This window comes from Acinetobacter sp. X9 (assembly GCF_054889255.1).
In genome coordinates this window covers 2255058-2268107 of the sequence record NZ_CM142679.1, presented here as the reverse complement: position 1 = coordinate 2268107, position 13050 = coordinate 2255058, and the positions used below count along the sequence as shown (strand labels likewise).

The 13050-nt window shown below is 38.6% G+C and carries 11 protein-coding genes; 7 read left to right on the top strand and 4 right to left on the bottom strand.

Annotated elements, in window-relative coordinates; all coding sequences use genetic code 11:
• Position 1: 1 nt before the first annotated feature.
• The gene (locus tag ACYU0V_RS10820) at positions 2-1603 is read right to left on the bottom strand and encodes a carboxyl transferase domain-containing protein (RefSeq protein WP_461847412.1); all 1602 of its coding nucleotides are present in this window, start codon (positions 1601-1603) and stop codon (positions 2-4) included.
• A gap of 24 nt (positions 1604-1627) precedes the next feature.
• Positions 1628-2800, bottom strand: a complete 1173-nt coding sequence (locus tag ACYU0V_RS10815) for an isovaleryl-CoA dehydrogenase (protein ID WP_029424157.1) — start codon at positions 2798-2800, stop codon at positions 1628-1630.
• A 144-nt stretch (positions 2801-2944) separates the two neighbouring features.
• Between ACYU0V_RS10815 and ACYU0V_RS10810 the strand changes: the two genes are divergently transcribed.
• The 5 genes from ACYU0V_RS10810 to ACYU0V_RS10790 all read left to right on the top strand — a co-directional run bounded on the left by ACYU0V_RS10810 (position 2945) and on the right by ACYU0V_RS10790 (position 9134).
• Positions 2945-3562, top strand: coding sequence for a TetR/AcrR family transcriptional regulator (locus ACYU0V_RS10810; protein ID WP_002114305.1), 618 nt, complete (start codon positions 2945-2947; stop codon positions 3560-3562).
• Between the two features lie 109 nt (positions 3563-3671).
• Complete coding sequence (locus tag ACYU0V_RS10805) at positions 3672-5366, top strand: AMP-binding protein (protein WP_461847410.1); 1695 nt, start codon at positions 3672-3674, stop codon at positions 5364-5366.
• Positions 5367-5437: 71 nt separating this feature from the next.
• Positions 5438-6109, top strand: coding sequence for a class I SAM-dependent methyltransferase (locus ACYU0V_RS10800; protein WP_199996884.1), 672 nt, complete (start codon positions 5438-5440; stop codon positions 6107-6109).
• A gap of 279 nt (positions 6110-6388) precedes the next feature.
• Entirely contained in the window at positions 6389-7678 is a 1290-nt protein-coding gene (locus tag ACYU0V_RS10795) for a DcaP family trimeric outer membrane transporter (RefSeq protein WP_461849936.1), read from the top strand.
• Between the two features lie 100 nt (positions 7679-7778).
• Positions 7779-9134 (top strand): aromatic acid/H+ symport family MFS transporter, encoded by a 1356-nt coding sequence (locus ACYU0V_RS10790; protein ID WP_461847408.1) that lies wholly within the window; start codon positions 7779-7781, stop codon positions 9132-9134.
• A gap of 49 nt (positions 9135-9183) precedes the next feature.
• Here the strand turns inward: ACYU0V_RS10790 and ACYU0V_RS10785 are convergent, their stop codons facing one another.
• On the bottom strand, positions 9184-10422 hold the full coding sequence (locus tag ACYU0V_RS10785; RefSeq protein ID WP_372543831.1) for an SGNH/GDSL hydrolase family protein: 1239 nt from the start codon (positions 10420-10422) through the stop codon (positions 9184-9186).
• Positions 10423-10533: 111 nt separating this feature from the next.
• On the opposite strand from ACYU0V_RS10785, the gene ACYU0V_RS10780 reads away from it, so the two are divergent.
• Positions 10534-11439 carry a LysR family transcriptional regulator gene (locus tag ACYU0V_RS10780; RefSeq protein ID WP_161282036.1) on the top strand — a complete coding sequence of 302 codons (906 nt, stop codon included), beginning with the start codon at positions 10534-10536 and terminating at the stop codon, positions 11437-11439.
• Here the strand turns inward: ACYU0V_RS10780 and ACYU0V_RS10775 are convergent.
• Positions 11432-11734: a hypothetical protein gene (locus ACYU0V_RS10775; protein WP_068528646.1), complete on the bottom strand. Its 303-nt coding sequence runs from the start codon at positions 11732-11734 to the stop codon at positions 11432-11434. The two genes, ACYU0V_RS10780 and ACYU0V_RS10775, sit on opposite strands and share 8 nt — an antisense overlap.
• Positions 11735-12639: 905 nt before the next feature.
• Here ACYU0V_RS10775 and ACYU0V_RS10770 point away from each other — a divergent pair.
• Positions 12640-12786 carry a hypothetical protein gene (locus tag ACYU0V_RS10770; RefSeq protein ID WP_002114459.1) on the top strand — a complete coding sequence of 49 codons (147 nt, stop codon included), beginning with the start codon at positions 12640-12642 and terminating at the stop codon, positions 12784-12786.
• Positions 12787-13050 lie beyond the last annotated feature (264 nt).

The following is a 13050-nucleotide window of genomic DNA, read 5'->3' as shown; positions in this document are numbered from 1 at the left end:
CTTACATGCGGAACACGCCAAATTTGGTTGGCTGGATTGGAGCGTTCATAGCAGCTGAAAGGCTTAAGCCAAGTACTTGGCGAGTTTGCGCTGGGTCAATTACACCGTCATCCCAAAGTCGGGCAGAAGCATAATATGGATGACCTTGACGCTCGTATTGTTCACGAATGGGTTGTTTAAATTCGTCTTCTTCTTGTGCTGACCAATCGGCACCTTTTTGCTCAATTTGATCACGTTTTAAAGTTGAGAGTACGCTTGCTGCTTGTTCGCCGCCCATCACAGAAATACGAGAGTTCGGCCATGTCCATAAAAAGCGTGGCGAATAAGCACGGCCACACATACCGTAGTTACCTGCACCAAACGAACCACCAATAATCAAAGTGAGTTTTGGTACATTTGCGGTTGCAACTGCCATAACCAATTTGGCACCGTTTTTTGCAATCCCTTCATTTTCATACTGGCGACCGACCATAAAGCCTGTAATGTTTTGTAGGAATAACAATGGAATATTGCGCTGTGTACATAGTTCAATAAAGTGCGCACCTTTTTGTGCAGACTCAGAAAATAAAATCCCGTTATTGGCAATAATGCCGACCGGCATACCATAGAGTGAAGCAAAACCGGTAATCAGTGTTGAACCAAAACGTGCTTTAAACTCATCAAAACGAGAGCCGTCTACAATACGGGCAATCACTTCACGCACATCGAAAGGCTTACGCGCATCACTTGGTACCACGCCATAGAGTTCCGATGCATCAAATAAAGGTTCATCAACTTGTTTATTTAAGTCGTTTGGTTTTTTATTTAAGTTCGCAACAATGTTTCGTGCAATGGCAATTGCATGTTCATCATTTTCAGCTAAATGGTCAGCTACACCCGAAAGACGTGTGTGTACATCGCCACCGCCTAAGTCTTCACTACTCACCACTTCGCCAGTCGCAGCTTTTACCAGAGGAGGGCCGCCTAGGAAAATCGTACCTTGATTACGGACAATAATGGTTTCATCCGACATGGCAGGTACATATGCACCACCTGCGGTACAGCTACCCATCACCACAGCAATTTGGGCAATCCCTAGGCTCGACATGCGTGCCTGATTATAGAAAATACGCCCGAAGTGATCACGGTCTGGGAAGACTTCATCTTGCATTGGTAAATAGGCACCGCCTGAGTCCACCAAATAAATACAAGGCAAGTGATTTTGTTCAGCAATTTCTTGTGCACGTAGATGCTTTTTAACTGTAAGGGGATAATACGTTCCGCCTTTAACCGTTGCATCGTTGGCAACGATCATGCAAGTGATGCCGTTGACTTGACCAACACCTGCAATCACACCTGCGGCAGGAACATCATCTTCATAAACGTTGTACGCTGCCAATTGACCAATTTCTAAAAATGCCGTGCCGACATCAATCAGTTGATCAATACGTTCACGGGGTAAAAGTTTACCTCGAGCCAAATGTTTTTGACGGGCATTTTCACCGCCGCCTAAAGCAATACGCTGAGCAACTTGTTTGAGATCTGTGACCAATGTTTGCATGGCTTGCTGGTTTGTTTTGAAGTCTTCGCTTCGAACATTAATCTTGCTTTGTAATTGGTTCATAAGATGCGTCCTTATTTATAATTATTATTTGGTTTCATTGAAAAGTTCGCGGCCAATCAGCATGCGGCGAATTTCAGAAGTTCCGGCACCAATTTCATAAAGTTTTGCATCGCGCCATAAGCGGCCAGCAGGGAATTCATTGATATAACCGTTGCCGCCTAGACTCTGGATTGCTTCACCCGCCATCCATGTTGCTTTTTCGGCAGAATATAAAATGGCACTTGCGGCATCTTTACGTAGGCTGCGGTCATGGTCGGCTTTATCACATGCAGCACCAACAGCATAAACGAGTGCTTTACATGCCAACCAAGTTGAATACATATCTGCAAGTTTGCCTTGCATAAGTTGGAATTCACCTAAAGCTTGGCCAAACTGTTCGCGTTGATGTAAATAAGGAATTACCACATCCAGACAGGCATCCATAATGCCTAAAGGGCCAGCACTTAAAACTGCACGTTCATAGTCCAAACCACTCATCAGTACTTTTGTACCGTTACCCACGCCGCCGAGTACGTTTTCAGCAGGTACTTCTACATTGTCAAAGAACAGAGGGTAAGTGTTAGAGCCACGCATACCGAGTTTGTCTAAATGGTTACCGTGACTAAAGCCTTTCATGCCTTTTTCAATTAAAAAAGCTGTCATGCCTTTCGCGCCAGCTTGCGGATCAGTTTTAGCGTAAACCACGAGTACATCTGCATCACCGCCGTTAGTGATCCACATTTTTGAACCATTTAAAACGAAGTGATCACCTTTTTGCTCAGCACGTAATTTCATGCTAACAACATCAGAACCCGCATTCGGTTCAGACATCGCAAGGGCACCCACATATTCACCGGAAATCAATTTTGGTAAATATTTCTGTTTTTGCTGCTCGTTACCGTTACGGTTAATTTGGTTTACACATAAATTAGAATGAGCACCGTAAGACAAACCAATGGCTGCCGAAGCGCGCGAAATTTCTTGCATGGCAATAATATGAGCTAAATAACCCATATTGGCGCCGCCATATTCTTCAGAAACTGTCATGCCTAAAAGGCCCATATCTCCGAATTTTTTCCAGAGATGTGCAGGGAATTTGTTGTCTTGATCAACTTGTTGGGCAATTGGTGCAATTTCTTTTGCACAAAAAGCGGCTACCGAATCTTGAAGCGCAATTAAAGTTTCATCTAGACCGAAATTCAAGCTGCGTAGGTTCATGATATCTTCATCCTATTGGTTATATTTGTTGTCCATAAAATATTTTGTGGGTATTTGATAATTACCATACAATGATTTTTTAAAAAAGTGAATACTGATTCATAAAATGATTTACAATTCATTTTATTTGTTAGAGAATAAATTATGAGCTATAAACGATCATCTTTAATGCAAGAGCGGATGGAGCAAAATCGTAAGTCGATTTTGAGTTCAGCCAGAAAGTTAATTTCAGAGGGAGGTTTTAAAGACGCGCAAATACAAACAATTGCAGAGCAAGCGGGCGTATCAAGTGGTCTGGTTTATCGCTACTTTGATAATAAAAGCCAAGTGCTGATTGAGGTTTTGTCCGAAGCCATTAATACGGAACTATTGGTGATTGATTCGATTACTGAAAGTGACTTATCGGCAAAGCAGAAATTACATAAGGCTGTGGCAACCTTTGTAAAACGGGCACTGAATAGTCCTCAGCTTGCATATTCACTCATGTTTGAACCCGTCGATTCAACGGTTGAACATGAGCGTTTTCGTGTGAAGCAATTGATTAAACAAAGTATTAAAAAAATACTTGCGGATGGAAATGCAAGTGGTGAGTTTGTCTTGGATGATTTAAATACAGCAGCACTGTGTGTTGTCGGTGCCATGACCTATGTGGTGGTTGAACCCCTAGACCCAGCTCAAAATACAAAATTTGATCATGCGCATAAAGACTATTTTTCAAAACAGATTGCTGACTTTTGTGTAGATGCTGTGCAGAGGAAATAGGGCATATAAAGGATAAAACAACACAAAGAAGGCAGTTTAGAAAAATAGTTGCAGTAACAACAATTAGATCAGGTAAGAAGAGAATAAAAGAATCAAGGAGAATGATTCAATGCAACAAGAACGGTTAAGCTACGCCTCGGGACCAAGCACACAGCCCTTATTGGGTATGACCATTGGTGAACAATTTGATCAGGCTTGTCGGCAATATGCTGAAAAGGAAGCAATCGTTAGTTTTCATCAAAACAGACGATTAACCTATAAAGCTTTACAAGATGAAGTAAATGCTTTTGCTTGTAGCCTTTTAAAATTGGGATTAAAAAAAGGTGATCGATTAGCGATCTGGTCACCTAATTGTGTGGAATGGACGGTAACCCAATTTGCAGCTTTTAAAGCAGGGATTATTTTAGTCAATCTCAATACAGCTTATAAGAGCCATGAACTTGAATATGTGTTGAATAAAGTCTCATGCAAAGGATTGATTATTGCTTCTCAATTCAAAACGACTGATTACCAAGAATTACTCACAAAAATTGCCCCTGAGTTAACCACCTGTACTGACAAAGTGCTCAGTTCAGCACGATTACCACATTTAAAATTTGTCATTAAAATTGATGACCAGCAACATACGGGTATTCATCGCTTTAGTGATTTAGTCACTACACCAACTCCTGAACAGCTAGAAGAGTTAAAACTATTAACCAAGCAACTTCAGTTTGATGAAACCATTAATATTCAATTTACATCAGGTACGACTGGTAACCCGAAAGGGACCATGTTGACTCACCATAATATTTTAAATAATGGCTATTTTGTCGGTGAAGGCATCCGCTTAACCCCTCAAGATAAAGTCTGTATTTCTGTACCGTTGTTTCATTGTTTTGGCATGGTGATGGGAAATCTAGCATGTGTTACGCATGGTTCAACCATGGTCTATCCATCGGCGGTATTTAATCCTTTAGAAACTTTAAAGGCTATTCATCAAGAGTGTTGTACGGCAGCTTATGGCGTGCCCACCATGTTCATTGCCACCTTAGAACATGAACAGTTTAATGAGTTTGACCTGTCGAGCTTAAGAACGGGCATTATGGCAGGTAGTCCTTGTCCAAGAGAAATTATGCAGCGGGTTATAGACCGCATGCACATGTCTGAAATCACGATTTGTTATGGTATGACTGAAACCTCGCCAGTGAGTGTACAAAGTTCGGTAAATGATTCGATTGATAAACGAGTAAGCACAGTTGGGCATGTTCATCCGCATGTTGAAATTAAAATTGTCGATTTAGAAGGGCAGATTGTTCCGCAAGGAACTTTGGGTGAGCTATGCGTTCGCGGTTATTCAGTGATGGCTGGCTATTGGGGCGAAGAAGAAAAGACCAAAGAAGTCATTGATTCAGCTGGCTGGATGCATACAGGTGATATTGCCGAAATGGATCAAGACGGTTTTATTAAAATTAAAGGCCGTATTAAAGATGTGGTGATTCGCGGTGGGGAAAATCTCTTTCCAAAAGAAATTGAAGACTTCTTATACACTCATCCAGATGTAAGCGATGTCCAAGTCATTGGCTTGCCAGATGCCAGATATGGCGAAGAACTCTGTGCTTGTATTATTTTGCATGAGCATCATCAAATTGATGAAGACAGCATTCGCCAATTCTGCAAAGAGCATATTTCTCATAATAAAGTGCCGCGCTATGTCCGATTCTTTAATGAGTTTCCAATGACAGCTTCAGGCAAAGCGCAGAAGTTTAAATTGCAGGAAATTATGCGAGCTGAACTTAACTTAACTGGAAATGTCTTTGACTAAAGAGGTTAAAAGTTTGGTCAAAGTGCAGCAAACTATAATTTGAAAGGCAGCTTAAATAGAGGATAAGCAAAATGGCAAAAGACTTTAATAGCCCAAAGGTAGTCGAAGGATATGACGAACATATTCGTAAATTAATTCCAGGTTATGAGGTGATCCATCAACAGGTGGATGCCATTTTGCAATCAGTGTTACCACCAAATGCTCATATTTTAATTGTGGGTTGTGGCACGGGGTATGAACTCGAATATTTACTTAAACGTCATCCAAACTGGAAATTTACGGCAGTTGATCCATCTTTGACTATGCTGCAAAAAGCTCAGGAGCAGGTTGAACTTTTAGATAAATCTTCTCAAGTCACCTTTGTTCACGGTGAAACGTCAGCTTTACCTCTTGAGAATTGCTTTGATGCTGCACTTTCTATTCTTGTGGCTCATTTTATTGCAGATGACATAAAACCTGTTTTCTTTAAAGATATTTATGATCGTTTAAAAGAAAAAGCTGTTTTGCTGACCTACGATTTAATGACGTGTGTAAATCCACAGCATCTTCACGCTTTACGTTATTTATGCTTGGCACAAGGTTTAACAGAAGAACAATGTCAAAAAATGTTAGAGCGTATGGCGCAAGACTTTTTTAGCCTAACCACTGAAGGATATATAAAACTTTTAGAAAAAACTGGTTTTGAAAGTGTGCAGCCTTATACACAAATTTTGACATATCAAGGGTTTATTGCAAAAAAATAATAGATTTCGGAAAGCGTTAATACGGATATAAAACCTGCATATTCTCAATGAGGAAGAGAATATAAAAACTGAAAAAAATTAGAAGATTTAGCTTTACTTAAAAACAAATTAAAAGTGGTTTTCAGGCCGCTTTAGGGAGGTTTTGTCTAAAAAATATGATTGAAGGTCTTTCTTGTGAAAGAAAAGCAAATTTTAAGCACCTATTTTAAATAGGTACATAACAAAAAGGATGTCGAGATCTTTAAGTCGAATTAAAGATCAAAAAAGGAAAGTTTTATGATAAATGCTTTAAATACAACGGTTCAAAAAAACCTGTTGGCTGTTTCTGTGACCCTGTTTGTGTCTTCTGCTTTTGCAGGTCAAACAGATCCTGAAATAGCACAACTTCGCCAAGAAGTGAAAGAGCTTCGGGCTATGTTACAAGCCAATATGCAGGCGCAAAAATCTTTATCGCAAGGACGAGTGGAACTAGCAAATTCAGCGACTCCTCAAGCCGCAACCGTACCACCAATACAGCAAGGTTTAACCAAGTCTGGTGCAGAATTTAACTTATATGGTTATATACGGGCAGATGCTTCTTATCAAATGAAAGGGGCATCTACGATGTATAACAATATTAGCGGTGTTCCACTTGAGAACACGCCAGAAGAATCTGCACAAAAAGACCAGTTGCACAGCACCGTTAATGTGACACGTTTCGGGTTGAATTTTAAAACCCCGACGGCCGCGGGTGAGGTGGGCGGAAAGTTAGAAATGGACTTCTTTGGGGCAGCCACTCGTGATCAGTTTCGGATACGCCATGCTTATTTAACGTTTGATAAATGGCTTATCGGTCAAACGTGGTCAACATTTATCGCACCCGAATATTATCCGGAAACGATTGATGCGGGCACATTTGTAGGCAGTGCATTATTAAGATCGCCGCTAGTTCGCTATAGCGATAACTTAACGGCAAATACAAGCTTTGCAATATCGGTTGAAGATCCGAAATATACTGCGACTTCAGATCCTGACAATAAAATGCGCTTACCAGCTTTGGTAGGACGCTTAAATCATAAATTTGCCAATGGCTCGATGTTGTCGGGACGTAGTTTTGTTGCTGAAAAAAGAACTAGTCATGATGAGGAAGTCGCTTGGGGCGTAGGCTTGGGCGGTAAATACCAAATTACACCTGATACATTACTCAAAGCCGATTATTACCATGTCAAAGGAGATGGGCGTTTCTTGCTATGGAGTAACAGCGGCTATGCAATAGATGATCAAAACAATATGCATAGCAATGAATTTGATACTGTTTCTTTCGGTATTACTCATCAATTTACACCGCAAATTCGCTCGACTTTAGGCTACGGCTATATGAAAGCCAAAGATGATAACCGTTTTGCTGAATTACAACGTAATAGCACCACTCAAAACAAAGAGCTTTGGCAGGGCTGGGTGAATGCACTGTATAACCCATACAAACCAATTACCTTGGGCGTCGAATATGTGTATGGCGAACGAGAAACTTTTGATGGACGTAACGGGATTGATAACCGCTTCAATATGATGGCGAGTTATGACTTTTAATTTATTCAATAAAACCTTGAATAATTTGTTTTTTCTTTAGGGTGCAATATGTCGTTTTAAAAAATTGAATATGAATTTATCTCACAAAGGAGGTGAGTAAATGACAACATCTAAATTAAATGTAAATGAAGTTATTGATCAGGCCAGATTTACCCCTTTTCACTGGAGTATTTTACTTTGGTGTTTATTAATTATTATTTTTGATGGCTACGATCTGGTGATTTATGGCGTTGTATTGCCTTTGCTAATGCAAGAGTGGTCGTTAACAGCTGTACAGGCGGGGATGTTAGCAAGTACGGCACTATGTGGAATGATGTTTGGGGCGATGTTCTTTGGAACATTGGCAGATAAAATAGGCCGTAAAAAGGTAATTTTAATCTGTGTGACTTTTTTTAGTGGTTTCACCTTTTTAGGTGCTTTTGCATCAAACCCACTTGAGTTTGGGGTACTTCGGTTCTTGGCGGGACTAGGCATTGGTGGGGTCATGCCAAATTTAGTTGCACTTACATCAGAATATGCACCTAAACGTATAAGAAGTACGCTGGTGGGGAGTATGTTCAGTGGTTATGCAATTGGGGGAATTCTTTCAGCATTAATCGGTAGCTATTTGGTTGAAAGTCAGGGGTGGCAAATCATGTTTTTAATTGCCGGTATTCCATTATTTTTATTACCTGTCATTTGGAAGTTTTTACCTGAGTCTTTAACCTTTTTAGTTAAGACGGGTAAGACTGAGCAAGCACAGCGCATTATTCAAAAAATTTTGCCTGAACAAAACCTAACGATTAATACTCACTTTGTGCTTAATGAGGATAATGTTCCAACAGGTAGTTCTGTAAAGGGATTATTTCAACAAGGCCGTGCTTTCAATACACTCATGTTTTGGCTCGTGTTCTTTATGTGCTTGCTCATGGTGTATGCCTTAAGTAGCTGGTTACCAAAACTCATGCTGGCAGCAGGTTATTCACTCGGAAAGAGTATTTTGTTCTTGCTTGCTCTAAATGTTGGCGCAATGATCGGTTCAATCGGTGGCGGTATTTTGTCTGATAAATTCCATCTAAAACCTGTAATTATGGGAATGCTACTGGCAGGTGTTGTTGCTTTAGTCGGTTTAGGTTTTAAGTCACCAGCCTATGTTTTATATGGTTTGGTGACTGTGGCAGGAGCAGCAACGATTGGTACTTCAATTCTTCTTTATAGCTACGTTGCACAATATTATCCATTAAGTGTGCGTTCTACCGGAATTGGTTGTGCCTCTGGTGTAGGTCGAATTGGGGCTATTGTTGGACCTATCTTAACGGGCCTATTATTAGGTTTAGAGTTACCACATAAAATGAATTTTGTGATGATCGCAATTCCTGCAATTTTAGCGCTTTTCGCCGTCATGGTTTTAAGACGATATGCAGCTGAAAAACAGCCTATTACACCAAAACTTAATGTCGAGTTAGAGGGTAATTAATCCATATGGATACGGGTAGGAAACAAATTCCTATCCGTATCTGGACGTTTTATTGATTAACTAATTCGTTTAAATCAACCAGATTTGCCATTTGTTGATTACCACGGTCATTCGGATGTAAATGATCTCCTGAATCATAAATTGGATTTAATCGATCAGGATGTTTAGGGTCTTTTAAACCTTGCTCAAGATCAAGTACTCCATCAAATGTATGGTTGGTTCTCATCCAGTGATTAATGCGCTGGCGTAATTCATCTTTATTGGGTTGATAGTAGTTATCTAACGGTGTATTGGGTAAAGCTCCCGAAAATGGTAATAAGGTTGCTCCAATCACTTGAATACCTTGGCGATGTGCTTCATCTACAACACGTTTATAACCTTGAGTGAGTGCTTCAAAAGTCGGTATTTGTTGTTTAGGTGCAAAAGCAGTACCAGGCCATGAAATATCATTAATACCCACCAGAATAATTAATGTTTTCACACCTGAATATTGAAATACTTCACTTTTTAAACGTTTTAAAGCACTGTCACCCATACCGTCTGTGAGTAGTCGATTTCCTGAAATTCCACTATTAATGACCGCGACTTGATGTGGTGATAAGCGCTTAGCTAAAAAGTCGGTCCATCTTGCATTTGCGTCTAAAGTTGCAGTTGCTCCATCGGTAATGGAGTCTCCAATGACTGCAACAACATGTGCTTTACGCTTTGGTTTTACTTCGATAGCCGATAATAATAATCGTGCAGTTGTGGTTTTGGCACTGCTAGGCGTATTTAGGTTCGCAGTCTGGTTGCCCGTAATGAGCCAACTAGTTTGTTTCGCATCCCAATGAAAAGTTTTAAATGTAGTGGGCTTTTGAATAAAGGTATTTACCATTAACTGTGCATGATCTGGAACAGGGAGCGAGATTGGATCACTTATCAGTTGTTTGCCTGGTAAAATTTGTGCTTTAAGCTTTCCAGAGAAATAAACTGGATAAGCACTCTTTGATTTAAGATTTTGTCCTTTGACTAACCCCACAGTAGTTTTATCAATATAAAGCGGTTGATCCCCATATTGATTGGTAAAAACGAGCCTAACAGCTTCACCACCTAAACTAATTTGACTAATTTGTTTAATGGTCTGATTAGATATTTGATCGGGAATATTTGTCGGGAAAACGAAATCTTTATTCCAGACTTTTTGTGGACTAGCTGCCCAAGTGGTAATCCATTCGCTCTTTTGTACTTCTGCTTGTGCAAAGCTCGTAAATAAAACAAGAGAGAATAGGGTGGGTTGATAAAGTTTCATCTCGTAAACTCTTTAAAACGAATTAAAGTTATCTTGAAACAAATTGCTGGCTTGTTATAGCGACATAAGCGGAATAAGATTTGTGAATGAAATTCATAAATAGATTTTGTTATGTCATATTTTGATATTAATCGGTCTGGTGAGTTGGCAATTTTTATTCGGGTAGTCGAGTTAGGAAGCTTTTCAGCAGTCGCAAGAGCTTGTGATATGACGCCGTCTGCTGTGAGTAAGTTAATTTCACGCTTAGAAAAAAGACTTGGAGTTAGACTGCTTAACCGTTCAACACGTCAGTTTCAACTCACCAGTGAAGGATGTCAATTTTATGAGCAAGGCGTTCACATACTTAATAATCTGGATGAACTAGAACAATCCGTTACTGCAAATCACATGCCGCAAGGGCGAATTAGAATTCATACCAGTCTTTCATATTGGACACATTTTTTATTGCCTTGTATTTCTCTATTTAACGAGTGCTATCCACAAATTGAATTAGAGGCTCATTTGAGTGATGAAATCATTAATTTAGTTGAGCAAAGAATTGATGTCGCAATTCGTACAGGACCTTTGAAAAGCTCAAATTTGGTTGCTCGCTCACTCGGAAGCACTCAGAAACATTATGTATGTTCACCTACATATATTGAAAAGAATGGTTGTCCGCAGCATCCAGAAGAGTTATACGAACATCAGCTTTTAGACGTAAGTTACCAACGTCAAAATAAAACGTGGCTTTTTAAAAAAGACGATCAAGAAATCACACTTGCTCCCACTAAGGTTTTAAGAGTAAATCATGGAGAAGCCATCTTACAGTTAGCGCTTGCAGGTGCTGGTATTGCACAGCTTAACCAGTTCCAAGTCAAAAAAGCTTTAGAACAAAAACAGTTGGTCAAAATCCTTGAAGACTGGAATATCAAGGCTTCAGAAGAATTTCATGCTGTTTGGATAGGACATGATAAATATGTCCCTAAGCGCGTAAGGGCTTTTTTAGATTTCTTGGTAGAGCATACAAAAGTTAGTTAATGGAGCCTTTTCTTGCGCTTAACTGACATTGGTGCATAGTTTCATTCATAGTTTCCACAAAGTGCATATTCGCATTAATATTTTGTAAGCTTACTTTGGGTAAGTTCTCTACAAACTGCGGCGAATAATGTTTTTCTAAAGAGTTATAAATACAGTTGCATTGTGAAAGTGCACGACCTGCCCAAACACAATGTGTATTAAATTCATTTTTACTGATAGACCTGCAACCTAATAAACTTATAGAACTTATTAATAGAGTGCAGATTAAAACAATACGATATAAAAAAAACATCATTATTGCTCTTCATTGGTTGTTGTTATCGTTAAGTCATGTTTATAGAAATTTTCTAGTCTTTATCGAGCGTTAAATATGGAAATATTTACTCTGAAAAGATAGGAAGGCAGAAACATATAACTGTAGGATATTTTCTTAAAAATAGTTTCAGTGAAGTCGATAACGTGATGAAGAGTAGAAGAAAAAACACGATATAAAATAATAGTCATTAGAGACTCCTTGATGAAAGAAGTTGCGCCCAATCACTGCTATTAATTATGGTGGTGAAACGAAAGAGGGTTAGCAGACTGATACCTAAGAAACCAGCACACCCGAAGGTGTCCCACTCCCGTTCCTCCGTCAAAGGCACGAGGGGCTACACACCAAAAAACTTGTTTTTAGTGCGCTTAGGTAGACGGTCTGCTAAAACCGACTGACAAAATAGGTCAGCCGGAGCATCATAAGCTGAGCCTTAAAGCGGGTCAATTGCAAAAATAAAAGATTGGTTTATATAAACAAATATTAATATTTTTAAATTTTCATTAATAAAATAATGAGTTATTTAGAATTGAAAATATTGAATAATGGTTCAATAGAGGTTAAAAAATAATTTTTAATGTTTATATATCAAATATTTATTAATTGTTTATTTATATAGTGTTTGCAATTGTTGACTTGATTCAACATAAGTCAAAAAAGAGTAGGGAATTTTGATTTTATGAATATGCTGTAATCAAATAAATAGCTGTTGCCAAATTTTAATTAAAATATCAATTGCAAGAAAAGTAATTTTTTAACATTTATTTTATTTAGCTTTTTACAAAAGCTTGCACAACCTACAAAACTTAAGAGAACCACAGCGGTAGGCCAACATAAGATAATGTTATTCATAAATCTACATCTTAAGATTTATAAGGGTGACCTCAATGTTAAGAATTTTTTGTGCAGTGAGTATGGTAGTTGCAATCGCAATGGGTATGAGTGCATGCCAAGATCGAAACTCAACAGATGATGATGGAACACATGGCTCGAATGATCCAGCAACTACTCAACAAATGGATAAAAATTCATAATTCTTTTGTTTAAGAAAACTCACTTTTAAGTGAGTTTTCTTATCGTTATTTTCTATAAAATATGTAACATAATAAAAAAAGCAATTATATAAAAATATAAAATTAATCAATAAATTAGTCTGTTATAGTCTTTACATCAATTTGTTGTTATTGAATTGTTGCGCCAGTAAATTATAGTTTCAAAAAATTAATAAAATAAACACAAGAAATTACTTATATTCATCCAAAATTCATTTTAGTGAATACAATTTTTTAAAGGTAAGG